General features: G+C 62.4%; 22 protein-coding genes and 1 pseudogene. 7 read left to right on the top strand and 16 right to left on the bottom strand.

The genetic code is table 11. From position 1 onward, the window contains the following. Window positions 1-299 precede the first annotated feature (299 nt). The 8 genes from tyrR to pspA form a co-directional block, all read right to left on the bottom strand. A complete protein-coding gene (gene tyrR / locus ACPDZI_RS09175) occupies window positions 300-1847 on the bottom strand; it encodes a transcriptional regulator TyrR (protein WP_016350472.1) in 1548 nt (515 codons plus the stop codon). A 134-nt stretch (window positions 1848-1981) separates the two neighbouring features. Further along, window positions 1982-2320 (bottom strand): 4a-hydroxytetrahydrobiopterin dehydratase, encoded by a 339-nt coding sequence (locus ACPDZI_RS09170; protein WP_139750498.1) that lies wholly within the window; start codon window positions 2318-2320, stop codon window positions 1982-1984. Between the two features lie 54 nt (window positions 2321-2374). Next, on the bottom strand, window positions 2375-3169 hold the full coding sequence (gene phhA / locus ACPDZI_RS09165; protein WP_219312726.1) for a phenylalanine 4-monooxygenase: 795 nt from the start codon (window positions 3167-3169) through the stop codon (window positions 2375-2377). Window positions 3170-3341: 172 nt separating this feature from the next. Next, the gene (locus ACPDZI_RS09160; protein ID WP_438834387.1) at window positions 3342-4373 is read right to left on the bottom strand and encodes a YcjF family protein; all 1032 of its coding nucleotides are present in this window, start codon (window positions 4371-4373) and stop codon (window positions 3342-3344) included. 62 nt (window positions 4374-4435) lie between these two features. Beyond that, a complete protein-coding gene (locus ACPDZI_RS09155; RefSeq protein WP_323932644.1) occupies window positions 4436-5842 on the bottom strand; it encodes a YcjX family protein in 1407 nt (468 codons plus the stop codon). A gap of 131 nt (window positions 5843-5973) precedes the next feature. Beyond that, on the bottom strand, window positions 5974-6378 hold the full coding sequence (gene pspC / locus ACPDZI_RS09150; RefSeq protein ID WP_017409654.1) for an envelope stress response membrane protein PspC: 405 nt from the start codon (window positions 6376-6378) through the stop codon (window positions 5974-5976). Next, on the bottom strand, window positions 6375-6611 hold the full coding sequence (gene pspB / locus ACPDZI_RS09145; RefSeq protein ID WP_005300084.1) for an envelope stress response membrane protein PspB: 237 nt from the start codon (window positions 6609-6611) through the stop codon (window positions 6375-6377). The genes pspC and pspB overlap by 4 nt, the downstream gene beginning before the upstream one ends. Window positions 6612-6614: 3 nt before the next feature. Continuing rightward, window positions 6615-7295: a phage shock protein PspA gene (pspA, locus tag ACPDZI_RS09140; protein WP_011705754.1), complete on the bottom strand. Its 681-nt coding sequence runs from the start codon at window positions 7293-7295 to the stop codon at window positions 6615-6617. 196 nt (window positions 7296-7491) lie between these two features. On the opposite strand from pspA, the gene pspF reads away from it, so the two are divergent. From pspF to ACPDZI_RS09110, 6 genes are all read left to right on the top strand, one after another. Next, window positions 7492-8526 carry a phage shock protein operon transcriptional activator gene (gene pspF / locus ACPDZI_RS09135; protein ID WP_438834386.1) on the top strand — a complete coding sequence of 345 codons (1035 nt, stop codon included), beginning with the start codon at window positions 7492-7494 and terminating at the stop codon, window positions 8524-8526. Between the two features lie 90 nt (window positions 8527-8616). Continuing rightward, on the top strand, window positions 8617-10212 hold the full coding sequence (gene sapA, locus ACPDZI_RS09130; protein ID WP_187267918.1) for an ABC transporter substrate-binding protein SapA: 1596 nt from the start codon (window positions 8617-8619) through the stop codon (window positions 10210-10212). 2 nt (window positions 10213-10214) lie between these two features. Continuing rightward, the gene (locus tag ACPDZI_RS09125) at window positions 10215-11174 is read left to right on the top strand and encodes an ABC transporter permease (protein WP_011705751.1); all 960 of its coding nucleotides are present in this window, start codon (window positions 10215-10217) and stop codon (window positions 11172-11174) included. 35 nt (window positions 11175-11209) lie between these two features. Continuing rightward, on the top strand, window positions 11210-12103 hold the full coding sequence (locus tag ACPDZI_RS09120; protein WP_101149247.1) for an ABC transporter permease subunit: 894 nt from the start codon (window positions 11210-11212) through the stop codon (window positions 12101-12103). Further along, a complete protein-coding gene (locus ACPDZI_RS09115; protein WP_438834385.1) occupies window positions 12103-13101 on the top strand; it encodes a peptide ABC transporter ATP-binding protein in 999 nt (332 codons plus the stop codon). The genes ACPDZI_RS09120 and ACPDZI_RS09115 overlap by 1 nt, the downstream gene beginning before the upstream one ends. Before the next feature lie 55 nt (window positions 13102-13156). Continuing rightward, complete coding sequence (locus tag ACPDZI_RS09110; RefSeq protein ID WP_011705748.1) at window positions 13157-13942, top strand: peptide ABC transporter ATP-binding protein; 786 nt, start codon at window positions 13157-13159, stop codon at window positions 13940-13942. Between the two features lie 154 nt (window positions 13943-14096). Here ACPDZI_RS09110 and miaE read toward each other — a convergent pair whose 3' ends face one another. The 8 genes and pseudogenes from miaE to lrp form a co-directional block, all read right to left on the bottom strand. Continuing rightward, window positions 14097-14855 (bottom strand): tRNA isopentenyl-2-thiomethyl-A-37 hydroxylase MiaE, encoded by a 759-nt coding sequence (gene miaE / locus ACPDZI_RS09105; RefSeq protein WP_263676676.1) that lies wholly within the window; start codon window positions 14853-14855, stop codon window positions 14097-14099. 183 nt (window positions 14856-15038) lie between these two features. After that, window positions 15039-16559 (bottom strand): amidophosphoribosyltransferase, encoded by a 1521-nt coding sequence (gene purF / locus ACPDZI_RS09100; RefSeq protein WP_438834384.1) that lies wholly within the window; start codon window positions 16557-16559, stop codon window positions 15039-15041. Window positions 16560-16580: 21 nt separating this feature from the next. Then, a complete protein-coding gene (locus tag ACPDZI_RS09095) occupies window positions 16581-17069 on the bottom strand; it encodes a CvpA family protein (RefSeq protein ID WP_011705745.1) in 489 nt (162 codons plus the stop codon). A gap of 186 nt (window positions 17070-17255) precedes the next feature. After that, window positions 17256-18551 carry a serine--tRNA ligase gene (gene serS, locus ACPDZI_RS09090; protein ID WP_016350460.1) on the bottom strand — a complete coding sequence of 432 codons (1296 nt, stop codon included), beginning with the start codon at window positions 18549-18551 and terminating at the stop codon, window positions 17256-17258. A 339-nt stretch (window positions 18552-18890) separates the two neighbouring features. After that, on the bottom strand, window positions 18891-20228 hold the full coding sequence (locus ACPDZI_RS09085) for a replication-associated recombination protein A (RefSeq protein WP_438834383.1): 1338 nt from the start codon (window positions 20226-20228) through the stop codon (window positions 18891-18893). Between the two features lie 152 nt (window positions 20229-20380). Next, window positions 20381-20989, bottom strand: a complete 609-nt coding sequence (gene lolA / locus ACPDZI_RS09080; protein WP_011705742.1) for an outer membrane lipoprotein chaperone LolA — start codon at window positions 20987-20989, stop codon at window positions 20381-20383. A 77-nt stretch (window positions 20990-21066) separates the two neighbouring features. Then, window positions 21067-23588 (bottom strand): annotated as a pseudogene (locus ACPDZI_RS09075) (DNA translocase FtsK 4TM domain-containing protein). 201 nt (window positions 23589-23789) lie between these two features. After that, window positions 23790-24281: a leucine-responsive transcriptional regulator Lrp gene (lrp, locus tag ACPDZI_RS09070; RefSeq protein ID WP_005300047.1), complete on the bottom strand. Its 492-nt coding sequence runs from the start codon at window positions 24279-24281 to the stop codon at window positions 23790-23792. A 149-nt stretch (window positions 24282-24430) separates the two neighbouring features. Here lrp and ACPDZI_RS09065 point away from each other — a divergent pair, with 149 nt between their 5' ends. Next, window positions 24431-24661 carry an alanine dehydrogenase gene (locus tag ACPDZI_RS09065; protein ID WP_438834382.1) on the top strand — a complete coding sequence of 77 codons (231 nt, stop codon included), beginning with the start codon at window positions 24431-24433 and terminating at the stop codon, window positions 24659-24661. Window positions 24662-25255 lie beyond the last annotated feature (594 nt).

The raw sequence follows: 25255 nt of genomic DNA, 5'->3' as shown, positions 1-25255 counted from the left end.
AGCTCGGCCGAGGTCAAGGGGGGCGGCTCGGTGGAGAGAGCCAGCGTGCAAACCAGCGGCGCCAACCACACCAGGATCCGGATCAGTGAAAAAGAGTGCATCATGCCTGCGCTTAAGCCCACATCAGCACCCAAGAAGGGCGGTTGCCCGCGAGGGGTGAGCCGGATGGAAATAGTATTGAACTTATCAGCAGCATGACAAGGCGCAGCCGACAGAGCAAGGGGCTGAGCGGGCCGGCATCACAATAATGACGAGGGCCCACCCGTGCGTGAGCCCTGCAATAAAGTGTATTCATGGGGTTACTTCTTGTTGATCCCGTATTCCCGCAACTTGTTGGCGATGGCGGTGTGCGACACGCCCAGCCGTTTGGCCAACTGGCGGGTGGAGGGGAACGCCGGGTAGAGCCGCTCCAGCAGCCGGCTCTCGAAGCGCTTAACCGCCTCATCGAGCCCCCCTTCGAACCACTCGTCGATGAGCGGCATGGCGTCGGCTGCCACCGGCAGATCCACGTGCTCAGGGCCGATCTCGTCCCCTTCCAGCAATGTCATGGCGCGGTAGAGGCAGTTGCGCAGCTGACGCACGTTGCCCGGCCAGCGGTAGGCGGTCAGGTATTCGGCCATGTTGCGGGTAAAGCGCGGGCGCGGGCGCTGCAGTTCACTGGCAAAGCGGGAGACGAACTGCTGGGCCAGCGCCATGATGTCCGCCTTGCGCTCGCGCAGCGGCGGCAGCGCCAGGCTCAGCACGTTGAGGCGATAGTAGAGGTCTTCCCGGAACTTGCCCTCGTGCACCAGATCCAGCAGCTGCTTCTGGGTGGTGCAGATGAAGCGCACGTTGACCTTCACCTCCTGCTCGTCACCGACCCGGCGGAACACGCCATCCTGCAGCACCCGCAGGAACTTGGTCTGCAGATGGGGGGACATGTCGCCGATCTCGTCCAGCATCAGGGTGCCGCCGCTCGCCAGCTCCAGTACCCCGCGCTTGCCCTCGGTGTTGTTGCCAAAGGCGCCGGGGGCGTAGCCAAACAGCTCGCTCTCGGCCACGTTGTCCGGCATGGCCGCACAGTTCAGCGCCATGAAGGGATGGCTGGAGCGCAGGCTGGCACCATGGCAGGCGCGGGCCAGCAGCTCCTTGCCGGTGCCGGTCTCGCCGACGATGAGCAGCGGGGCATCCTGCATCGCCAGCTTGCTCGCCTGGGCCAGCACCTGTTTCATCTTCTGGCTCTCGGCCTGCAGGTGTTCAAAGCCCCCTACTTCCACCGCGTGCAGCGCACTGAAGTGCATGCCGACCCGACGGGCAGATTTGAGCACCACCACGGCGCCGGCCAGGGCCTGTCTGCCCTTCTCTTCGGCCACGAACAGCGGCATCAGATCCGCCAGATACTCTTCGCCATTGATGCTGAGCTTGCAGGTCTGCGGCCGGATCTCGCTCGCTTCCAGCCAGCGGCTGAAGGAGAAGCCCTTGACCAGGGAGCCGAGCGCCGCGCCACGCACCTCCTCCACCGGCAGGGCCAGGGTGGTGAGGGCGGACTGGTTGGCCTGGGTCACCTTGCCCTTGGCATCGAGAGAGAAGACCAGATCCGGCAGCGCCTTGAGCAGCGCCTCAATCTCGTGATGTTCGCGCTCGGAGGGCATGTAGGGGATAGTCTTGACGTCATAGACCCCGGGAATGCGGCGGATCTCCGGCATCAGGTGCTGGAAATCACGAAACTCCAGCTCGGGAAAGTTGAGATAGATGATGCCTGAGGTATCGATTTCGATGCCGCGCAGATCGATGTTGTGCTCCACCAGACGGTCGAGCAGTTCCCGGGTCAGGCCCAGGCGGTCTTCACAGCTGACTTCAAGACGCATTCGGGACACACTTCCTAGCTAACTCTATGAATGACCGGATAATACAGACTCGATCCCGCCAGTGCGAGCGCCAGCCCATAAAAATGCGGGCCCGCCCCGTTTTCACCGGGCAGGCCCGCGCCATCTACAGACGTTTATTTGAGCAGCTGGTCGGTGCGCGCCGCCATGATGAAGTCATTGCGGTGTAATCCACCAATTTTGTGGGTCCACCAGCTGACCGTCACCTTCCCCCATTCGGTGAGAATGGCGGGATGATGAAACTCCGCCTCCGCCAGTTCACCCAGCCGGTTGGTGAAGGCGAGCGCCTCCTTGAAGTTGCGAAAAGTGAATTCGCGCCGCAGTTGCAGCTCACCTTTCACCACCAGCGGCTGCCAGTCGGGGATGAGGTGCATCAGTTCGTTCAGCTCCTGCTCGCTCACCTTGGGGGCATCGGCACGGCACGCTTCACACTGCTGGCTGGCCAGTTCGGACATGGGACTCTCCTTGTGTATCGATGAAAAGAGGGTAATCAAACACCGGCGGGCGACTCAGCTCGCCTGCTTGCCGCCGGCCGGTGCAAAACGGGGAGGACGCAGCCCCAGACGGCGCGCCTCGGCCACCATGGCCATGATGTCCAGCTCCGCCAGACGATAGAGCTCACCAAGCTCGGGCAGCACGAAATAGGTGGGTTGCATGATGTCGATGCGGTACGGGGTGCGCAGTACCTCGATAGGATCAAAAGGTTGCAGCACGGGTTGGCCACCAAGGGCATAGGCGGTCTCGCCGATGGAGGAGAGAATGCCGCCGCCATAGATGCGCAGCCCGTCTGCCGTGGCCAGCAGGCCAAACTCCACCGTGAACCAGTAGAGCCGTGCCAGAAAGACCCGCTCCTCCTTGCCGGCCCGCAGGCCAAGCTGGCCGTAGACATGGGTGAAGTGGGCGAAGGCGGGGTTGGTCAGCATGGCGCAGTGGCCGAAGATCTCGTGAAAGATGTCGGGCTCCTGCAAGTAGTCGAGCTCGTCTCGACGGCGAATGAAGGTGGCCACCGGAAACTGGCGATTGGCCAGCAGGGCAAAGAAGCGGTCAAAGGAGATGAGCGCCGGCACCGCCGCCACCGACCAGCCGGTGGCCGGTTGCAGCACGGCGTTGATCTGGGCCAGCTGGGGGATCCGATCCCGGGGCAGGTCGAGCCGCGCCAGCCCGGCCTGGTACTCGTCGCAGGCCTTGCCCTCGAGCGCCGCCAGCTGGCGCGCGATCAGGATCTGCCAGGTGCCGTGCTCCTCGTCCGAGTAGTGGATCGTGCCCGCTTCGTCCGGCTGGTGGGCGGTGTAGAGACTTGCCATGGGTGACTCCATCCTCTGGGTTGCGACCCGCCATCCGGGCGGTGTGGCGCCATTGCGCGATGGGATCACTGTAACGGTTTGCCCCCTAAAAAAGCAGCCGACCCAAGGGTCGGCTGCGGCGGACAATTGTAAATAATTTGTGACAACCACAATCAAACCCCTGGCCTGCCGCTCACCCCTTGTTGAGGTAGCCCGCCAGCTGACCGATCAGCCGCTTGCGCAGCTCACCAAGCCTGGGTTTCTCGTCCGCGCACCAGGGCAGCGGGCGACACGCCTCTATGGTGCGCAGGCCGAGGCGAGCGGTGAGCAGTCCGGCCCCTACCCCTTGGGCGGCGCGGGCGGAGAGCTTGGCGGTAAGCTCAGCCCCCAGCAAGTCCATCCCCACCTCGGTCACCAGCTCGGTGGCTCCGGCGTAGAGCATGTTGCGAAACACCTGACGGATCAGGCGAATGCGGCTCCAGTAGCCGAGCTCGATGGCATAGACATCTGCGATGTCCTCGATCATCCGCAGGTTGCGCCACAGCATAAGCATCATGTCGACGGTGGCGAGCGGGCTTAGCGCCACCAGCACGGCGGCCTCCCCCGACCATTTGGCCACCCGCGCCTGGGCCAGCTTGTCGCGCTCGCCGAGCACCAGCTGGCTGTAGAGGGTCAACACCTCCCGATCGCTGTGGCTCTCGTCGAGCTGGGCCAGCCAGGTCTGATACCCTTCGCGCCCCTTGTCACCGCTACGCTCGGCCAGCCCTTCGCAAAAGGCCTGGCCCTGGCCGACCCCCTGATGAGCCAGCAAATCTTCGGCTCGCGAGCGCACATCCTGGCGCCGTTTGAGGGTGCGCAGCCGCAGCCACTCGCGCCCCACCACGCCGGCGGTGCCCGCCGCCACCAGCACCGAGGCCGCCAGCCAGGCGCCGCCCCAGAGCGGGATGGTGAGAAATTGATCGTAAAGAAAAGCAGCATACTGGCCCAAGGAGAGCAGACCAACTGCTCCCAGTCCCCACGCCAGCAGCCGATGACGGCGACGCGGCTTGATGACGAGGGCGCTCTCCACCTCGGTGAGCTCTTCCAGCTCATCGAGGCGCTCGAAGCTCGCCTCCTCCAGCCGCTGGGCCGGTGCCGGCGCCCGCTCCTTCTCAGCTGCCGTCAACGCTGGCTCCAGGATCATCTTGCCCTGCAGCGGTGGCCGCTCTTTTATCTGATCGTTCATCGCTTCTCCTGAAAACAGTCTCCCGGGTACGGCGCAGGCAACAAACCCGTCCCGCACACCGGTTATTCGAGGTGATCCCCGAGCAGAAACTCCAGCGCCGCATCGAGCCTGATATGGGGCAACGCCTGATGGGGGCTCATGGGCAGCGGGCGAAACGCCTGGAAATCAAAGCCCTGATTGTTCCACCACTGGGCGGGGGGAATATGGGACGGCACCTCGCCCGGAAACAGCAGCAGCGATTCACCGCTCAGGCTGGTGCCACGGATGGCGGGGAACTCGCGGCCATCGGCCACCCCCTTGCCCACCTCGGTCGCCTTGATGGCGGCCAGCGCCAGACACTCGGTGGCAATGCCCTCAAAGCGGGCCTGACCGCGGCCGCTACGTACCAGATGCTGCAGCAGGGAGACCATGGGGCCATGCTGCTCCGGGGTGACGTGATCGGCCTTGCTCGCCACGAACAGCAGCTTGTCGATGCGCGGCGAGAAGAGCCGCCGCCACCAGTTGCTCTTGCCGTAGGCAAAGCTCTCCATGATGCGGGCAATGGCCTGCTGCATGTCGCCAAAGCTGGCCGCCCCGGCGTTGAGGGGCTGCAGGCAATCCACCAGCACGATCTGGCGATCGAAACCGGCAAAATGCTGCTCATAAAAACCCTGCACCAGATGCTGCTTGTACTGCTCGAAGCGCTGCTTGAGGGTGGCGTAGAGGGTGCCATCGGCGGGCTCGCCGGCAGGCGTCGCCCACACCCAGGGCACGAACTGCAGCATGGGGGCGCCGGCATACTCCCCCGGCAGCACGAAGCGACCGGGCTGAATAAGGTGCAATCCCAGCTCTTGTTTGCAGGCATGCAGATAGTCGGTGTAGCGCTCGGCGAGCTGGGCCACCGGCCGCTCCTCGAAGCCCTGATCCGCCTGCCACTCAGGTGCCAGCCAGCCGGCGGCAAGGGCCTGCAGCTCGGGGCGACGCAGCTGCTCGCGCACCTGCTCGCTCCACTGCTCGTAGCTCATCTCCAGGAGCGGCAAGTCGAGCAGCCACTCCCCGGGATAGTCCACCAGATCCACGTAGAGGGTGGAGATCTCCCCCAGGTGCTTGCGCAGGGGATGGCGGGTGCGATAGCGAATTTCGAGGCGTACCTCGGCCACTCCGCGGGTCGGCTCGGGCCAGGCCGGCGGATCGCCAAACAGGGCGTCGAGGCCGCGTTCGTAGGCAAAGGTGGGAATGTGGGCATTTTGCTGGGGCACCCGGCGGGCACCGAGGATGCGCCCCTGGCGCAGGGCATCCCACAGGGGCAGGCGGCCGTCGATGGCCGCGTGTTCCAGCTGGTTGACCAGCGCCGTGATGAAGGCTGTTTTGCCGCTGCGAGAGAGGCCGGTGACTGCCAGCCGGATGTGGCGATCCCGTACCCGGTTGACCACATCGTTCGCCCTGTGCTGCAGGCGATTGAACTGCTGTTCCAGTTTATTGAGTATCAAGGCTTGTCCTGTTCTCCCGTTCATCCAGAGCGAAGGGGGATGGCCGCTGCCACCCCGCGCCATGGCCCCCTGGCGCGGTGCCCGCCATCAAAGGCCAGGACGTGCCGGCGGGGCCATCGCGCCGCTCAGGGTTACAAGTTGCGAAACTCCCGCTGCAGGGTGAACTCCTTGGAGGTCACCAGCTTCTCGATGCGCTGCAATCTGGGCTCCAGCCCATCCAGCTCCTGGCCAATGCGGACAAGGGCCTGATGAGGAGTGATGCCCGCCTGCCAGCTGCGTGCCTTCATCCGCACCTCGGCAAAGTCGGCATCCTCCTGGGCGTAGAGGGTGACTGGCTTCTTGTCGAGCAGAAACCAGGCGGCCACGTAGGCGGTGAAGGTGATGAAACCGGCGAAGATGAGGCCGCTGATGGCCAACAGCCGCACGATCCAGGTTTCCACCCCGAAGTACTCTGCCAGACCGGCACAGACCCCGGCTATCTTGCCGCGCTGGGGGTCACGATAGAGGTTGCGCCCTTCACGACTGATGCTGCTCATACCTTGTTCCTCCAGCCCGGGACTTCCGCATCCAGAATCGACTCCAGGGCGCCTACCCGCTCCTGCATCTTCTCGGCACGTACCAGCAGCCCCTGCAGCTGTTCACGCTCACCATCGGCGAGACCGGCACCAATGCGCCCCTTGGCGCGGTAGTGCAGCACCAGCCAGATGGGGGCCACCACCACCATGAAGACCACCATGGGAACCATCAATACACCCAGCAGATCTTCCATCTGTTACTCCCCCTGTTTCGGCGTGGTATCGCCTTGACCCAGCTTCTGGCGCATGGCCTCAAGCTCTTTGCTGATCTGATCGTCCGCTTCCAGTTCGGCAAACTGCTGGGCCAGCGCCTTGTCAGATTGTCCCAGATCGGCGCGGGCCTCCATCTCGTCGATGCGGCGCTCCATGCGCTCGAACTTGCTCACCACCGCCTGGCTGTCGCCACGGGCGACCTGGCTCTGCACGTTGAGACGGCTGCTGGCCGCTTCGCTGCGAATGGCCATCGCCTTCTGACGGGCACGGGCATCTTCCAGCTTGGCTTCCAGCTGACGGATCTCCTCCCCCAGCTTGGCGATGCCGCTGTCCACCGCCTGCTGCTCGCGCTCGAGGCCGTCGGCCAGCTCGGCCTGCTTCTTCTTCTCGATAAGCGCCGCGCGGGCCAAGTCTTCCCGTCCCTTGCTCAGGGCCAGCTCGGCCTTGCCCTGCCACTCGGCGACCCGCTCCTGATGGCGGCTGACCTGGCGGCCGATCTCTTTCTGGTTGGCGAGGAAGCGAGCCAGATTGGAGCGCTCCTTCACCAGCTCGTCTTCCATCTCCTGGATGATCAGGCGCACCATCTTCTGGGGATCTTCTGCCTTGTCGAGCAGGGCCGTCAGGTTGGAATTGATGATGTCGGCCAGGCGGGAAAAAATACTCATGATTGTACTCCTGTGGTTGGCATACGTTGTTTCTCCATTGACAATGGCAACTTGTGTGCCAATCTGGAACAGAATTTAACTTGTTGATTTATATGGGGCAGATAAGTCGAGTTTCAAGATGCACCACACAAGTAATGATTAGAATCACTAAATTTTGGTAAGATTGACCAGATTTCAACGCTTCACGGGGATGACTATGACCACGGCCACGGAAAGCCTGTTGGGGGAATCCAACGCATTTCTCGAGATCATTGAGCAGGCCTCCCGCCTGGCGCCGCTGCGCAAGCCCGTGCTGATTATCGGCGAACGGGGGACCGGCAAGGAGCTCATCGCCCACCGCCTACATTATCTCTCGGCGCGCTGGGATCAAAGCTTTGTCACCGTCAACTGCGCCACCTTGAGCGAGAGTCTGCTGGAGACCGAGCTGTTCGGCCACGAGGCGGGCTCCTTCACCGGCGCCGCCAAACGCCACCAGGGCCGCTTCGAGCGGGCCGACGGCGGCACCCTCTTCCTTGACGAACTGGCCACCACCAGCGCAAGGGTGCAGGAAAAACTGCTGCGGGTCATCGAGTACGGCGAGTTCGAGCGGGTGGGCGGCGCCAAGGCCCTCAAGGTGGATGTGCGACTGGTGTGCGCCACCAACGAGGATCTGCCGGCGCTGGCCGACAAGGGGCAGTTTCGCCACGATCTGCTGGATCGGCTCGCCTTCGACGTCATCACCCTGCCCCCCCTGCGGGAGCGGCGCGAAGATATTCTGATGCTGGCGGCGCACTTCGCCCACGGCATGACCCGGGAGCTCGGCTATCCGCTGTTTGCCGGTTTCTCGCGCAAGGCGACCCAGTTACTGCTGGATTACCCCTGGCCCGGCAACGTGCGGGAGCTGAAAAACGTGGTGGAGCGCAGCATCTACCGCCAGGGCAACCCCCAGTTGCCGCTGGCCGAGCTGGTGCTCAACCCGTTCGATTCCCCCTGGCGCCCCCGGGCCCCGGTGGCGGTCACGACCACTGTTCAGCTGGAGCAGGCGCCGGCGGTGGCACCGGACTCCTCCGCCTTGCCGCTGGATCTCAAACAGGCGGTGGCGGGCTACGAGATTAATTTACTCAAGCAAGCGCTGCAGCAATCCCAGTATAATCAGCGCAAAGCCGCCCAACTGCTGGCCCTGAGCTATCACCAGTTCCGCGGCATGCTGCGCAAATACCAGCTGCTGGACAGTGACAACGATGCGGATTAATCACCCGGGCAGCCTGCCCCAGAGCGGCGCCCACCCCTTGCCGGCCCCGTTGCCGGCAACTTCGTATAAAAACATGGTTCGACAATGAGAATGCTCAAACCCTTGCTGCTTGGAATGCTGGTGCTGCTCACCGGTTGTCAGAAACAAGACGACGCGTCCAGGACGGGACTCATCTATTGTGCGGAAGGCTCCCCCCAGACCTTCAATCCCCAGGTCTCCAATTCCGGGGTGACCCTGGACGCCAGCTCACGCCCGCTCTACGACCGTCTGCTGGAGGTGAACCCCAACACCCTGGCGCTGGAGGGAGGACTCGCCACCCGCTGGACCGCCAGCGAAGACGGCCTCTTCTATACCCTGACCCTGCGCAAGGGAGTCACCTTTCACCACACGCCCTGGTTCAACCCCTCGCGCCCCCTCAACGCTGACGACGTGGTGTTCACCTGGCAGCGGCTGCTCGACAAACAGCACCCCTATCACGACGTCTCCGGCGGCGAGTACCCCTACTTCTACAGCCTGGGGCTGGATCAGCTGATCAAGCGGGTCTACAAGAAGGGCACGGATCAGGTGGTATTCGAGCTGAACCGACCCGATGCCTCCTTCCTCGCCACCCTGGCCAGCGACTACGCCATCGTGCTCTCCGCCGAGTATGCCGGGCAGCTGCAAAAGGCCGGCACCCCGGGGCTCATCGACAGCCGCCCGGTGGGCACCGGGCCGTTCAGCTTCAAGGAGTATCGCCACAACGAATACGTGCGCTACCTGCGCCACCCCGGTTACTGGGGCGGCGAGGCCAAGATTGAGCAACTCATCTACGACATCACCCCCAAATCGTCCAAGCGGCTGGCCAAGCTGCTGACCGGCGAGTGCGACGTGATGAGCACCCCCTCCGCCAGCCAGCTGTCGGTGATCGACAAGGATCCCGACCTCAGCCTGGCGGTGCAGTCCGGCATGAACGTCGCCTTCCTCGCCCTCAATACCCGCAAGGCGCCGTTCAACAAAGTGCAGGTGCGCCAGGCCATCGCCAGCGCCATCAACATCGACAACCTGCTGCAGGCGGTCTATTTCGAAACGGGCCAGCCCGCCAACAGCCTGCTGCCGCCGCTCTCCTGGGGTTACAACCCCTCCCTGCCGATGCGCCAGCCGGATCTCAAGCGGGCGCGCCAGCTGCTCAAGGAGGCAGGTCTCGAACAGGGGTTCGAGATGCAGGTACTGGTGCAGCCGGGCTCGCGCGCCTACAACCCGGATGCCCTCAAAACCGCCCAGCTGATGCGAAGCGATCTGGCCAAGGTCGGCATCAAGCTCAAAATCGTGCAGCAGGAGTGGCCGGTCATCGAGGCCCGCCTCGCCCAGGGCCAGTACGACAGCCTGCTCTCCGGCTGGATTGCCGACAATGCCGACCCAGACAACTTCTTTCGCCAGCTGCTGAGCTGCGCCGCCGTCGAGCGCGGCAACAACTACAGCCGCTGGTGCAGCCCGGCGTTTGATCAGCTGCTGGACGACGCGGTGACCACGCCCCAGCTGGCATTTAGGCTGCGCAACTACTACTACGCCCAGACCCTGCTCAACGAGCAGATGCCGCTCATTCCGCTGGCCCATGCCCTGCGCACCCAGGTCAGCCGCAGCGACATCGAGGGGCTCTCCCTGATGCCCTTTGGCGGCACCGTCTTCAACCAGGCCTATCGGGAGTAAGCATGTTTCTCTATATCCTGCGTCGCATCAATCTGCTGCTCATCACCCTGCTGGCGCTGACCTTCGTCGCCTACCTGCTGGACGTGCGCCTCATCGGCCAGCAGGCCAGCTTCTGGAGCGGCTACCCCGACTTCCTGCGCCGCATTCTGGACGGGGATCTGGGGCTCTCCAGCGTCTCCGGCCTGCCAGTGCTGGACGAGATCCGTCACTACTTTCCCGCCACCCTGATCCTCTGCGTGGCGGCCTTCGCCATCTCGCTGCTGGTGGGCATTCCGCTCGGCACCCTGGCGGCCCTCTCCCAGGGCAAACCGCTCGATCTCACCATCATGACCGCCGGCCTCATCGGCTACGCGGTGCCGGTGTTCTGGCTAGCCCTGCTGGTGGTGATGTTCTTCTCGCTGGATCTGGGCTGGCTGCCCGCCTCCGGCCAGATCAGCCTGCTCTATGACGTGCCCTCCATCACCGGCATCGCCCTCATCGACGTGCTGATGAGCCACGAGCCCTGGCGCCAGGCCGCCCTGCACGACGCTCTGCGCCACCTGATCCTGCCCTCGCTGGTGCTGGCGGTGGTGCCCACCACCGAGGTGATCCGCCACGTGCGCAGCTCCCTCATCGACGTGATGAAGCAGAACTACATCAAGGCGGCGGCCAGCCGCGGCCTCTCCCGTCGCCAGATCGTCTGGCGTCACGGCCTCAAGAACGCCCTGCCACCGGTGCTGCCGCTGCTGGGCCTGCAGCTGGGCAGCGTGCTCACCTCCGCCATGATCACCGAGGTGGTGTTCGAGTGGCACGGTATCGGCCGCTGGCTCATCAACAGCATCGCCCTGCAGGATTACGCCGCCATCCGCGGTGCCACCCTGGTGGTGGCCAGCTTCGTCATCTTCATCAGCGTCAGCACCGAGCTGCTCACCACCATCATCTACCCGGCGCGGCGCAAAGAACTCTATGCAAAACAAGACTGAACGTGCTCATGGCATGACCCGGAGCCAGGAATCCTATGCAAGACAAGACTAGCCTCTACCCCGAGCTCAAGATCCTCTCGCCGCTGGAGCAGACCTGGGCCTCCTATCGCCGTAATCCGCTGGCGATGGCAGGGCTCTGGTGCTTCGTGATCCTGCTGCTCATCACCCTGTTCGGCCCCCTGGTGGTGCCCTACGGCATCGACGAACAGCACAGCGCCCGTTTGCTGCTGGCACCCTCCTGGGCCAACAGCGGCAACATTGATTATTTCCTCGGTACCGACGATCTGGGCCGCGACATCCTCTCCCGGCTGGTGGTCGGCGCCCGGCTCACCTTTGGCAACGCCCTGCTGGTAGTGGTGATCGCCATGGTGGTCGGCACCGCCATCGGCATCCTCGGCGGCATGAGCAAGGGGCTCAAGTCGAGCGTGTTACACCACCTGCTCGATACCCTGCTCTCCATCCCCTCCCTGCTGCTGGCCATCATCATGGTCGCCATCCTGGGGCCGGGTCTGTTCAACACCCTGATCGCCATCACCCTGGCGCTGATCCCTCCCTTCATCCGGGCCACCTACAACGCGGTCCACACCGAGATGCAAAAGGAGTACATCATCGCCAGCCGGCTCGATGGCTCGCCCCCCTTGCGCATCATGCGGCTGGCCATTTTGCCGAACATCGTCGAGACCCTGGTGGCCCAGACCACCCGCACCCTGTCGGCAGCCATCCTCGACATCTCGGCGGTGGGCTTTCTCGGCCTCGGCGCCCAGTCACCGCAACCGGAATGGGGCGCCATGCTGGCCGACTCGAGCGATCTCATCTATCTCGCCCCCTGGACCGTGACCCTGCCGGGCATGGCCATCCTGTTCAGTGTGCTGGTCACCAATCTAGTAGGTGAAGGCATTCGCGAAGCACTCAAAGAGGGGAACGACTAATGCCTCTGCTCGACATACGCAATCTCACCATCGAGATCGACACCCCGCAGGGCAAGGTCAAGGCGGTGGACAAGGTGAGCCTGACCCTGGCCGAGGGGGAGATCCGCGGCCTGGTGGGCGAATCCGGCTCCGGCAAGAGCCTGGTGGCCAAGGTAATCGTCGGCATCCAGAAGGACAACTGGACGGTGCGCGCCGACCGGATGCGCTTCAACGACATGGATTTGCTGACCATGGCGCCCCGCGAGCGGCGCCGCATCATGGGCCGCGAGATCGCCATGATCTTCCAGGACCCCATCAGCTGTCTCGACCCCTCCGAGGAGATCGGCACCCAGCTGGAAGAGGCGATCCCGACCAACTCCTTCGAGGGGCAGTTCTGGCAGCGCTTCCAGTGGCGCAAGAAGAAGGCCATCGCCTTGCTGCACCGGGTCGGCGTCAAGGATCACCGCAAGGTGATGCGGGCCTACCCCCACGAACTGTCGGACGGCATGTGCCAGAAGGTGATGATCGCCATGGCCATCGCCAACCAGCCGCGCCTGCTGGTGGCGGACGAGCCCACCAGTGCCATGGAGTCCACCACTCATTCGCAGATCCTGCGGCTGCTGGACAAGATGAACAAGCTGGGCAACACCACCATCCTCATCATCAGCAACGACATCGCCGCCATCGCCAACCTGACCGACACCATCAACGTGATGTATTGCGGCCAGATGGTGGAGGTGGGCACCCGGGAGCAGATCCTGGAGACGCCGCACCACCCCTATACCGATGCGCTGCTCAAGTCGATCCCCGACTTTGACAAGCTGGTGCGCCACAAGTCGCGGCTCGAAACCCTGCCCGGCGTCATTCCGCCGCTGCAGCACCTGCCCATCGGTTGCCGGCTTGGCCCCCGCTGCCCCTACGCCCAGAAGCAGTGCGTGCAGACCCCGCTGATGAGCAAGATCAAGGGGCACCAGTTCAGCTGCCACTTCCCGTTGAACATGGAAGAACCCAAAAAGTGAATTCAATCCCGTATCAGAGCGTGGCAGCATGCCCTCTCACCAAGGAGCCAGGACAGTGATCGAACCCTCCCTGTTGCAGGTCAGGGGCCTGTGCAAGACCTATCAGAACCGCACCGGCCTGTTTCGACGCCGGGCGGTGGAAGCCATCAAGCCGCTCTCCTTTGATCTCGAGGTGGGCCAGACCCTGGCCATCGTCGGCGAGGCCGGCTCCGGCAAGAGCACCCTGGCCCGCATTCTGGCGGGCATGATAGAGCCGAGCGGGGGCGAGATCGCCATCGAGGGGCAGCCGATGATCCACGGCGACTATCAGACCCGCTGCAAGCTGCTGCGGATGATCTTCCAGGACCCCAACTCCTCCCTCAACCGCAAGATCCGGGTCGGCCAGATCCTGGAGACGCCGCTGCGCCTCAACACCGAGATGACCGAGGAGGAGCGCCGCGACAAGGTGGTGCAGACCCTGCGCATGGTGGGCATGCTGGCGGACCACGCCCTCTTCTATCCGCAGATGCTCTCCGCCGGTCAGCAGCAGCGGGTGGCGCTGGCACGGGCACTGATCCTCAACCCCAAGATCGTGGTGGCCGACGAGGCGCTCTCTACCCTGGATATCTCGGTGCGCTCCCAGATCATCAACCTGCTACTGGAGATGCAGGAGACCATGGGGCTGAGCTATGTGCTGGTGGCCAACGATCTGGGGGTGGTGAGCCACATCAGCGACGAGGTGCTGGTGATGCACGAAGGGCGGGTAGTGGAGCGCGGCAAGACTCTCAAGGTGTTCGCCGATCCCCAGCACGAGGTGACCCGTCGTCTCATCCAGAACTACAACAACGAATACCGCCGCTGATCCGTGCCCGGCGGCTCGCCGCCGGCCCTTGCCCGCTACTTTCACGCCTGAAAAAGAGACAAAAAAATCCCGGCTCAGGGGCCGGGAATTGCGCTCAAAAATGAATGCGTCGCTCGTAGTAGGAACGCTGCAATGGTAGGCAGCGCCCTGCCCGTCAACAACTGTCAGATCTGACAGGAAGACCGCTATGGAACCGGAACTGCGGATCCGGCGAACGGATCAGCTCCGCCTCCACCTGGCCGAAGAAGGCCACCCGTTCACTGATGTCCTCCCCCGCATATTGCTCGGCCAGTGCCAGATAGTCCTGGTAGTGGCGCGCCTCGGAGCGCAGCAAGGAGACATAGAAACGGCCCAGCTCCTCGTCCAGATGGGGCGCCAGCTTGGCAAACCGCTCGCAGGAGCGCGCCTCGATATAGGCGCCGATGATCAGTTTGTCGACGATGGTGGCGGGCTCGTGGGTGCGCACATGCTGCATCAGGTTGCGGGCATAGCGAGAGGCGGTCACCGGGCCGTAGGGAATATCGCGGGCCTGCATGATCTCCAGCACCTGCTCGAAGTGGTGCAGCTCCTCCTGGATCAGCCGCACCATGGGAAACAGCAGCGGATTGCGCTCCAGCTCGGCAAAAACCGAGCGTTCAGACTCCCCCATGCTGCGCTTGCCCAGGATCTCGGCCTTCTCCGGGATCGCATCCAGCTCCCGATAGAACTCCAGCTTGGGCAACAGATGACGCTTGCCCTTGGGCAGGCAGTAGCGGCGCACCAGGCTGTGGGCGGTGAGCGCGGCCTTGTTCTCGCAGTTGGCGTGATCAATGAGCAGGGTCGGCAACCAGGCGGGATCCCGCGCCATCTCGATCCACGCACCCGGGGTCTCGCAGTGCAAAAACTGGCGCACAGGGGCTAGCAGGTCATCCATCTGAATTCTCGTCTGTTCGGGTTGATACGGCGGCGGCCCATGCTAGCGGATCCCGCCGCTACTGCCCATAGCTGCGGGCACAAACGCTGCTTTTTCAAGCAGATGCGGGCCCTTTCGGCGATCGAAAACAACAATGGGGGCCAGGGCCCCCATCTCGTTGCAACACGCCAGCGTGGAAAACGTTTAACTACCTTCGTTAAAAATTTCCAGATTGCTGGTGCCTTCCTGCCACTCGCGCACCGCCTTGTTGTCATCGCTGCGCATGGCGTTGAGGTGGTCAAGATAGGATTGATCCACGTCGGAGGTGACGTAGTGGCCGTTGAACACCGAGGTCTCGAAGTGGCGCAGCTCGGGGTTGATCTCCCGCACCGCTGCTTCCAGATCTTCCAGATCCTGGAAAATAAGGCCGTCGGCGCCAATCAGCTTGCACACCTCTTCCACTTCCCGGCCGTGGGCGATCAGCTCGTTGGCGGTGGGCATGTCGATGCCGTAGACGTTGGGGAAGCGAATTTCCGGCGCCGCCGAGGCGAAGTAGACCTTGGCTGCCCCCGCCTCACGGGCCATCTGGATGATCTGCTCGGAAGTGGTGCCGCGCACTATGCTGTCGTCAACCAGCAACACCTTCTTGCCCTTGAACTCGGAGCTGATGGCATTGAGCTTGCGGCGCACCGACTTCTTGCGCTGGGTCTGGCCCGGCATGATGAAGGTACGGCCGATGTATCGGTTCTTCACGAAGCCCTGACGGTACGGCAGGTCCAGGGTGTGGGCGATCTCCAGCGCCACGTCGCAGGAGGTCTCGGGGATGGGAATGACCACGTCCACGTCGAGATCTTCCCACTCGCGGGCAATCTTCTGGCCCAGCTTGCGGCCCATGTTGAGGCGGGCAGCATAGACAGACACCTTGTCGATGCACGAATCAGGGCGAGCGAAGTAGACGTATTCGAAGATGCAGGAGCTCATCTGCGGGTTCTCCGCACACTGCTCGGAGAAGAGCTGGCCCTGCTCGGTGATGTAGATGGCCTCCCCCGGCGCGACGTCGCGCACCGTCTCGAAACCGATGGCGTCAAGTGCCACGCTCTCGGAGGCGAGCATGTACTCCACCTGCCCCTGCTCGTCGACCCGGCGACCCAGGATCAGCGGGCGAATGCCGTTGGGATCACGGAACCCGATGAGACCGTGGCCGATCACCAGGGAGACCACGGCATAGGCACCGCGGATCTGCTGGTGCGCCTTGCGCACTGCCGAGAAGATGTCTTCCGGGCGCAGCGCCATCTTGTCGCAGAGATCCAGCTCGTGCGCCAGCACGTTCAGCAGCACCTCGGAATCCGAGGTGGTGTTGATGTGGCGACGGGCCACCTTGAACTGCTGCTCCTTAAGCTCCTTGGCGTTGGTGAGGTTGCCGTTGTGGGCCAGCACCATGCCGTAGGGGGAGTTCACGTAAAAAGGTTGGGCTTCAGCGGCACTGGAACTGCCTGCGGTGGGATATCTGACATGTCCTATGCCGATATGCCCTTTCAAGCGCTGCATGTGACGCACTTCAAACACGTCCTTCACCAGGCCGTTGGCCTTGCGTTGCCGGAAGTTTCCACTGTCAATGGTCACGATCCCGGCGGCATCCTGTCCCCTGTGCTGCAACACCGTCAAGGCGTCGTAGAGGGCCTGATTGACGGGGGTGGTGCCAACTATACCGACAATACCACACATGTCTTTGCTACCTCGAAGTCACTATACCTGTTTAAGAAAACTCGATGAGTTCAACATGAACCCGAAAAACCACTGGATGACCGGCTTGAATTCAGGCACCAGCTTGGACGCCGTCCACCAGTCGCTCTGGGAGAGGTTGGTGAAGGTATCCATGAAAAAAAGCAGGGCACTGACGATCAGTACCCCGCGAATAGCGCCAAAACAGATGCCAAGCACCCGATCGGTCCCGGACAGCCCCGTCTTGTCCACCAGCAGCCCCACCACGTAGTTCACCACGCTGCCGAGGATCAGGGTCGCCACGAACAGGGCGGCGATGGCCAGGCCGTTGCGTACCAGCGGGTCGCTGAACGAGGTGAAGTAGATGGCGAGATCCGAATAGAAATGGCTGGCGATGAAGAAGGCGACGAACCAGGTGACAAGGGACATGGCCTCCTTGACGAAGCCGCGCACCAGGCTGATGAGAGCAGAGAAACCGACGATGCCGATGATGGCGTAATCAATCCAGACCATAGAAAAAGATGTCCTGCGAAATTGCGGCGCAGTCTAACAAAAACGATTGCGCAATGCTTGATAAAAATGTGTAAACGGTCCAAATAGGCGGCGAACCAGCGCATTCACGGCCCATTGAAACGGTTGACCGACGCCAGAATGCACAACGCCATGGCATGCCATGGCGTTGTCGTCTGCAATGAGCGCTTACCCGATGTGGGTCAGGCCGCCCATGTAAGATTGCAGCGCCGCCGGAATGGCGATGCGGCCGTCTTCCTGCTGGTAGTTCTCGATCACCGCCACCAGGGTGCGACCCACCGCCAGGCCGGAGCCATTCAGGGTGTGCAGCAGCTGCGGCTTGCCATCGATGCGCACGCGAGCCTGCATGCGGCGCGCCTGGAAGTCGGTGCAGTTGGAGACGGAGGAGATCTCGCGGTAGGTGTTCTGGGCCGGCAGCCACACTTCCAGATCGTAGGTCTTGGCGGCGCAGAAGCCCATGTCACCGGTACAGAGTGCCATCACGCGATACGGCAGCTCCAGCAACTGCAGCACCTTCTCGGCGTGACCCGCCATCTCTTCCAGCGCTTCCCAGGATTTCTCCGGGTGAACCAGCTGTACCATCTCGACCTTGTCAAACTGGTGCATGCGGATGAGACCACGGGTATCACGGCCGTAGGAACCGGCTTCGGAACGGAAGCAGGGGCTATGGGCAGTCATCTTGATGGGCAGTTCCTGCTCGTCGAAGATCTCGTCGCGGGCCATGTTGGTGAGCGGTACTTCCGAGGTCGGGATCAGGGAGAACTTGCGTACCTTGCCCTCTTCTTCCCCTTCGCCGTCGATGCCGGTATTGAACAGGTCCTGGGAGAACTTGGGCAACTGGCCGGTGCCGTACAGGCTGTCCGGGTTGACCAGATAGGGCACGTAGCACTCGGTGTAACCGTGCTGCAGGGTGTGCAGGTCCAGCATGAACTGGGCCAGGGCACGGTGCAGACGGGCAATCTGGCCCTTCATCACCACGAAGCGGGAGCCGGAGAGCTTGACGCCGTTCTTGAAGTCAACGCCCTTGGCCGCTTCACCCAGATCGATGTGATCGCGTACCGGGAAGCTGAACTCGCGCGGGGTGCCCCAGCGGCGCACTTCCACGTTGTCGTTCTCGTCACGGCCAACCGGGGTGGTGTCGCTCGGCAGGTTGGGGATGGCGTCTGCGATGACCTTCAGCTCGGCCAGCAGGGCATCCAGCTCGACCTTGCTGGTCTCGAGCTCTTCGTTGATCTTGGTGACCTCGGCCTTGAGCGGGGCAACATCTTCGCCGCGACGGGCAGCCTCACCGATGGATTTGGAGCGGGCGTTGCGCTCGGCCTGCAGCTCCTGGGTACGGGACTGCAGATCCTTGCGTTTCTCTTCCAGAGCATTGACAGCCGCTACGTCCAGAACGTAGCCACGTGTCGCCAGACGAGCGGCAGCTTCGGCGATATCGCTGCGCAGATATTTGGGATCCAGCATGGTTTACCTACTTTTTTAAAATGGGATCTGGGCCTGAGTCATCATGACGGGCTGGAAAACAGATCCGGAAGTTAACATCGGTTGGCGCCCCCCTGTCGTCTTTCAGAATCGGGCCTATGGTGAGCAGGCCTTCGAAATCAAGAAGATGGCACCAGGCCAAGACAAGCGGGGTCAGAGGGCCAGTGTATCAGACCGCCCCCCCGCCCGAACAGGGACTATTGCGCCCGTTTTGCCCTGTTTTCCGGGGGATGACGACCTGGATCAAATCGGCTGACCAAATAACACGCAACCAGGCAAGACAGACCCGGGAGAGCCTCGCTACCAGCCGCCATCGCACCACTATTTGTCCCGTTGCCGCGGGCTCTGCCGATCCAGCTCATGCAGATAGTCGAGCTTCTGGGCTATCTGCTTTTCAAGACCGCGCTCGGTGGGCTGATAGTACTGCTTGCCGGCCAGCTCGGGCGGGAAGTACTGCTCGCCGGCGGCATAGGCACCGGGCTCGTCGTGAGCGTAACGGTACTCGGCACCATAGCCCAGCTCGCTCATCAGCTTGGTCGGTGCGTTGCGCAGGTGCGGCGGCACCTCGAAGTCCGGCAGATTCTTGGCGTCGTGAAGCGCCGCCTTCCAGGCGGTGTAGACCGCATTGCTCTTGGGCGCGCAGGCGAGATAGACGATCGCCTGGGCGATGGCCCGCTCCCCTTCCGCCGGTCCGATGCGGTGGAAGCAGTCCCAGGCCGAGAGCGCCACCTGCATGGCACGGGGATCGGCGTTGCCCACGTCCTCGGAGGCAATCGCCAGCAGCCGGCGCGCAATATAGAGCGGATCGCAACCGGCGCTCACCATGCGGGCATACCAGTAGAGCGCCGCATCCGGCGCCGAGCCGCGAATGGATTTGTGCACCGCCGAGATGAGGTCGTAGAAGTGATCACCCCCCTTGTCGAAGCGTGCCACGTGCTCCCCCGCCACGGCGGCCAGCAGGGTGCTGTCGATAAGCTTGTGGCCGCTGCCGTCGGGCTCGGCCATGTCGGCCAGCAGCTCCAGGTAGTTGAGGGACTTGCGCCCATCCCCATCCACCGCCTTGGCCAGCGCCTCCTTCACCCCGGGGGCGAAGGTCAGCGCCGGATGATTGAGCCCGCGAGCATCCTGCATCGCCTGATCGATGAGGGTAAGGATGTCCTCCTCCTCCAATCGCTTGAGCAGATAGACCCGGGCCCGGGAGAGCAGCGCGTTGTTGAGTTCAAACGAGGGGTTTTCGGTGGTGGCGCCGATAAAGGTGATGGTGCCGTCTTCGATGTGAGGCAGGAACACATCCTGCTGGCTCTTGTTGAAACGGTGTACCTCGTCCACGAACAGGATGGTGCGCACCCCGCGCCAGCTGTTCTCCTTGGCCTTGTCGATGGCGGCGCGGATCTCCTTGATGCCAGAGGTGACCGCCGAGAGCCGCTCGACCTCGGCCTGGCAGTAGTGCGCCATCAGTTCGGCCAGCGTGGTCTTGCCGGTGCCGGGAGGCCCCCACAGGATCATGGAGTGACAGTGGCCGGCCAGGATCGCTTTGCGCAGGGGCTTGTCAGGCCCCAGGATATGTTGCTGACCTATGTACTGCTCGAGGGTTTGCGGCCGCATCCGGGCCGCCAGCGGACGAAAGTCCGACGAAAAATCCAGCGACAAGTTGCTCATCTGTTTTGACCGTTCAGTATCACGCATACCGCCATGGAAAAACGGCCCGACGAGACATCCAACAAGAGGTTACTCATCGGTATTGACCCCCAGCGTCATGTCCGTTGACATTGACCGACGGACCGACCAGAAATCCAGCGACCGTCTGCTCATCAGCGCTGATCGTCCAGCGCGACCCCCTTCGGGATTTTGAAGACAAATTCGTTGCCCTTGAGCACCGGCTTGCGGTTGAAGTTGCTCAGGGTGAACTCGCTCCACTGGCCCTGGGCCTCTTTCACGTCGAAGCGGCTGATGTTGTTCTGCCTGTCGAAGGTGATGCGGAATGAGGCGATCAGCTCGTCCTGATTGCGACTGGTGACGGTATAGACATCCCCTTCCTGGGTCACGTCATAGTTCTTCCAGAGGCTGTTGTCGTTGCCAGCGATCAGCACGAAGGGGGTGTTGAGCACGGCATCCTTCATCTTGAGAGCGGTCACCTGCTCGACGAAGGGATCATAGACCCAGACATCCTTGCCATCGGCCACGATCAGGCTTTCGTCCGGCGAGGTGGTGTGCCAGTTGAAGCGATTGGGGCGCTGCACCAGCAGATCGCCACCGGCGCGCTGCAGCTCCTTGCCCTTGCTGTCATAGACGGTCTGGGCAAACTTGGCGGAGAAGAGGCTCACCCCCGCCAGCTTCTGCTTGAGATCGCTGGCCGCGTCGGCCCACACCTGGCTACTGGCAACCAGCAGCACAGTGCCCATCAACAGTTGTTTTTTCATCATGCTTTTCATAACGGCTATCTCGATAAAAGGCCACGCCCGCAGGGGGCATGGCCAGGATGATAGAGGGGTGAGGCTTAGTCACGTACCGGTGGCGGAGCCAGCACATCGCGCTGACCATTGCCGCCCGGGGCGCTGACGATGCCCTGGTTTTCCATCTGCTCGATGAGACGGGCCGCCCGGTTGTAACCAATCTTGAACTTGCGTTGCACGCTGGAGGTCGAGCCGCGGCGCGATTCCACCACGAAGGCCACCGCCTCGTCGAACAGGGGGTCGAGCTCTTCGTCGTCACCACCGCCATATTCGCCGCTGCCGCCCTCGCCGCCGGATTCACCGGAGAGGATCTCCTCGATGTAGTTCGGCTCGCCGCGCAGTTTCCAGTCCGCCACCACCTTGTGCACCTCGTGGTCGTCGACAAAGGCGCCGTGCACCCGGGTCGGGTTGGAGGTACCGGCCGGCATGTAGAGCATGTCGCCCATGCCGAGCAGGGATTCGGCGCCGCCCTGATCGATGATGGTACGGGAGTCGATCTTGCTCGACACCTGGAACGAGATACGGGTCGGGATGTTGGCCTTGATGAGACCGGTAATGACATCCACCGACGGACGCTGGGTCGCGAGGATCAGGTGAATACCGGCCGCCCGCGCCTTCTGGGCGATACGGGCGATCAGCTCCTCCACCTTCTTGCCGACGATCATCATCATGTCGGCAAACTCGTCCACCACCACCACGATGTGGGGCAGTTTTTCCAGCTCAGGCGGCATCTGATCCATGGAGTCGCCTGGACGCCACAGCGGATCCAGCAGGGGTTCCCCTTCCTCGATGGCCGCCAGCACCTTGTCGTTGTAGCCCTTGAGGTTGCGCACCCCGACCGCCGACATCAACTTGTAGCGACGCTCCATCTCGCCCACGCACCAGCGCAGGGCGTTGGCGGCGTCCTTCATGTCGGTCACCACCTCGGTCAGCAGATGGGGGATCCCCTCGTAGACCGACAGCTCCAGCATCTTGGGGTCGATCATGATGAAGCGCAGATCGTCCGGCGTCGACTTGTAGAGCATGGAGATGATCATGGTGTTCACCCCCACCGATTTACCGGAGCCGGTGGTACCGGCCACCAGCAGGTGGGGCATCTTGGCGAGGTTCACCACCACGGGTTCGCCGGCGATGTCCTGACCCAGCCCCATGGTGAGCGGGTTGCGGCTGTCGCGGAAGGCGTCGCAGTCGAGGGTCTCGCGCAAGTAGACGGTCTGACGCACCCGGTTGGGCAGCTCGATCCCGACGAACGTCTTGCCCGGGATCACTTCCACCACCCGCACGCTGCTGGCCGACAGAGAGCGGGCCAGATCGCGGGAGAGGTTGGTGATCTTGCTCGCCTTCATGCCAGGCGCCAGATCCAGTTCGAAACGGGTGATGACGGGGCCCGGATAGACACCCACCACCTTGGCCTGCACGTTGTAGTCGGCCAGTTTCGCCTCCACCAGTCGGCCCATGCGCTCCAGCTCGTCCTTGCTCATCATCTGGGTCTTGGCGGGCGGACGGTCCAGCAGCTCGATGCTGGGCAAGGGGGCAGCCCAGGTTGCAGGCGGCGCTTGGGCTTGCCGGGCGTGGGAGCCGCCGGTGCTGGCGCTTCCTCATCCCCTTCCGCCCAGGGCAGGTCCAGATCATCGTCTTCGTCATCGGCCGTGACCAGGGCTGGCTGACGACGAGCGCCGTTGGTGGCTGCTCGCTTGGCCTTGGCCACGGGGGCCGGCTCGTCATCTTCATCGTCAAACTGCGGGTCGAACTGGAAGGTATCCTCATCAAGCTCGGGCAGCCACTCATCGGACTTGGCCTTCTGGCTCTTGGCTGCGGCCTTCTCCTTGGGGCGACGGGTCCAGCTGGAGTGCGGCTCATCTTCCTCGTCATCGAGCTCTATGGCCCCCACGCCCCCTTCCAGCAAGGGATCCGGTCCCTCAACGCGCGGCTGGCGCCAGCCACCGGTCAACCAGCGGCCGAGGGTGGTGGGAAAATGGTAAACGGCGCTGACCGAACCGGTGCAGGCGGCGCCGATCCGCTCGACGATGGTCAGCCAGGACCAGCCGGTGAACAGGGTGATGCCGGTGGCCACGAAACAGAGCAGCATCAGGTTGGCACCAACCCCGCCAAACAGCGGCACCACGGCGGAGGATATGACGTCCCCCACCAGACCGCCGGCGGAAAAATTCTGCAGATCGTTGAAGTTCATGCTGGCGATGGCGGACATGCCGAGCACGGTCAGCACGAAGCCGACGATGCGCACCGACAGGGTGAGGTAGTCCACATCAAGCAGCCGGCTTGGACGCCAGAACAGGCTCCAGCCCAGCAGCACGACCAGGGGAGGAACCAGATAGGAAAACGCCCCGAAGGTAAACATGGTGATGTCGGCGAGCCAGGCCCCCGCGCTGCCGGCGAGGTTTTTCACCTCCCCTTGCCAGGAGGTCTGGGACCAACCGGGATCGGCGGGGTGGTAGGACAACAGGGCAAGCAAGAGATAGGCAGCCATCAGGGTGATGGCGATCAAGACGGCTTCGAAGATCCGTTGTGTACCTGATAAAGGAGTAAACAGCTTTTTATCGGCCAAACTCCGGCTCCTTTCTGAAAACATGTAATGCAGGGGGATAAGGGGGCCTAGTATCCCTGAAAAGCCCACCGGTTGTCAGCCAGTGCCTGGCGTGGCGGCCATATTCACAACCGACTCGATAAGAAGAAACGAGCGGACCGGCCGCTCGTTTCTGAATGTCGTGACTTGTCGCAAGGCTGGCAAGCCACAGCATAACCCGACTCAACGGGTGCTGATCACCAGACGACTGCTCTGTTTGACCTCTTCCATCACCACATAGGTGCGAGTGTCGTTGACACCGGGCAGACGCAGCAGGGTTTCCCCCAGCAGACGGCGATAGGCCGACATGTCGCTGACTCGGGTCTTGAGCAGATAGTCGAAATCGCCGGAGACCAGATGGCACTCCTGGATCTCCTCGAGCACCTGAACAGCCTTGTTGAACTGTTCAAACACATCGGGGGCACCGCGATTGAGGGTAATTTCCACGAATACCAGCAGAGACGCGTCCAGATAATGAGGGTTCAGAATGGCGGCATACCCTTCGATATACCCTTGTCGCTCGAGGCGACGAACCCGTTCCAGACACGGTGTAGGACTCAGGCCAACTCGTTTGGACAACTCAACGTTCGAAATTCTGCCATCCTTTTGCAGCTCATTCAGAATGTTGCGGTCAATCCTGTCCAAATCCTTTAGCCGACTCTTAGCTTCCATCATTTATTCCATCCTTTGGCTATTTTTTGGTAAGAATCACCAGTCATTTTATAATTATGGTCACAAATCCTGTCAATACCTGAATATACAAGGTGCAAATGTTGCCAAACTAGCTTGCAACATAAACCACCAATCGATAGTCGAGGGATAGCATGATTATCGGTGTACCTAAAGAAATAAAAAACCATGAATACCGCGTAGGCATGGCTGTGGCCAGTGTACGTGAACTGACAGCACGAAACCATACTGTTTTCGCCCAAAGCGGCGCAGGAAGCGGCATTGATTCAGGTGGTGCAGATTATCGCGCTGCCACTGTCGCTATTTTGTCCTGCGTTGCAGCAATTTTCACCGCGCCCGGCGTATCCATCAGACTCAAAACATAACGACTCCCCCCTGCGTCTTCGTCGCGGCAGCCCGGCAATGATTTGACATTCGCCCTGCAGGATAACGGGAGGTCGCCATCATGAATGTGCCCATCGGGGAGCGGCCACCCCAGCGAGGTACCACCTCCTGTCAGTACGCGGCCTGATCATGTGTGCACCCCACCCTCATGGGGCAGGCTTGGCCTGATGCACTGCATTACAAAGCACCGGCAGCGAGGGCCACTGCGCCAAAACTTGTCAATCGCGCCTATATCGCCGCCACACCAGCGGACAGGATCAGCCTGGCGGGCAACACCCGCTGGCAAACGCGACTGCAAGCGCCCTTCCCCACCTTATCGATAGAAATGCGCACCACGTTCGGGAAGCGCCAACGGATACCAAGCGCCACCTCTCACATCATCATGGTGAGAGAGCCGTTGTGCTCCTTATCAAGGAGCCCTGGGCCTGGTTGAGGAGCCTTCCGAGACAGAGCAGGTTTTCAGCACTTTCTTACCCCCCTGCCACCCCGCCAACCGATTGATGCAATCGACTCACTGGCCTTTGACCCCTTATCACGAATTACCTACAATCGCGCAAACTCATCACGTCTCGGAA

Origin of the sequence: Aeromonas oralensis, from assembly GCF_049665575.1 — a bacterium.
Taxonomy (GTDB): Bacteria; Pseudomonadota; Gammaproteobacteria; order Enterobacterales; family Aeromonadaceae; genus Aeromonas; species Aeromonas hydrophila.
The sequence above is the reverse complement of the archived record's forward strand: the minus strand, read 5'-3'. Positions and strand labels throughout refer to the sequence as shown.